General features: G+C 71.3%; 1 protein-coding gene. It reads right to left on the bottom strand.

All coding sequences use genetic code 11. From position 1 onward, the window contains the following. Window positions 1-1181 (bottom strand): cytochrome P450 (locus ACTWPV_RS49680; RefSeq protein WP_443157223.1); only part of this gene is annotated, 1181 nt, incomplete at both ends.

Genomic DNA, 1181 nt, shown 5'->3' with positions numbered 1-1181 from the left:
GCAGCGTGTGCACGCCGTACACGAGGCTGAAGGCGCGGAAGTCCACCTGCTCGTACGGATCGGCCAGGGCGAGGCCGGGGAAGCGGCGAAGCAGCGCGGGGAAGGCGATGCGCATCTCCATCCGGGCCAGCGGCGCCCCGAGGCAGTGGTGCACGCCATGGCCGAACGCGACGTGGCCGGCGGCTTGCCGGGTGACGTCGAGGGTCTCGGGATCGTCGGCGAAGGCGGGGTCGCGGTTGGCGGCGGGGAACGAGCAGATCACGAGCGAGCCCGCGGGGATGGCATGCCCGGCGATCTCCACCTCCGTCGTGGTCGTGCGTGGCAGCAGCGACTGCACGACGGACAGCCAGCGCAACAGCTCCTCGACGGCGGGTTCGACCTGGGCCGGGTCATCGCGGATCATCGTCAGCTGGTCAGGGTGCCGGAGCAGGGCCAGGGTGCCCAGGCCGAGCATGTTCGAGGTCGTCTCGTGCCCGGCCAGCAGCAGCAGGCTCGCGATGCCGATCAGCTCGTCGGTGCTGAGATCGTGGCCGTGCTCGCGTACCAGCATGCCGAGCAGGTCCTCGCCGGGGTCGGCCTGGGCGCGGTCCACTAGGCCGGCCATGTAGGCGCGGTCCTCCCGCTGCGCCGCGACGCGCTGCTCCATCGGCAGGGAGGTGTCCAGCATGCGGGCGGAACGCTCCTGGAACTCGTCGCGGTCGGCATGCGGCACGCCCAGCAGCTCGCAGATCACCAGCGAGGGCACCGGCAGCGCGAAGTGCGCCACCAGATCGGCCGGCTTGCCCGCCCGCTCCAGGTCGTCCAGAGCCGCCTCGACGATCTCGCTGATCCGCGGCTCCAGCCGGCGCATCCGCCGTACCGTGAATTCCGGGGTGAGCATCCGGCGCAACCGCGTGTGCTCGGGCGGGTCGAATCCGATCAGTTGCCCGGCCTGCATCTTGGCCAGCTCGTCGGCGTTCATCTGCCCCGATCCGGGGAACGGTGTCAGGGCGCTGCTGAACCGGGCCGGATCCGCCAGCACCCGGCGCACTTCCTCGTGGCGGCAGACCAGGTACGCGGGCAGGCCGAACGGCGTCTCCACCCGCACCACACCCTCGCCGTCGCGAACCCGGGCCAGTTCCTCGACCGGGTCAAGCCCGTTCCGCCGCATGTGCAGCGGCAATTCCAGCGCTTCCGTCATC

Origin of the sequence: Nonomuraea sp. KM88 (assembly GCF_052245635.1) — a bacterium.
GTDB lineage: Bacteria > Actinomycetota > Actinomycetes > Streptosporangiales > Streptosporangiaceae > Nonomuraea.
Note: the sequence above shows the minus strand (reverse complement) of the source record. Positions and strands in the feature narration are given on the sequence as shown.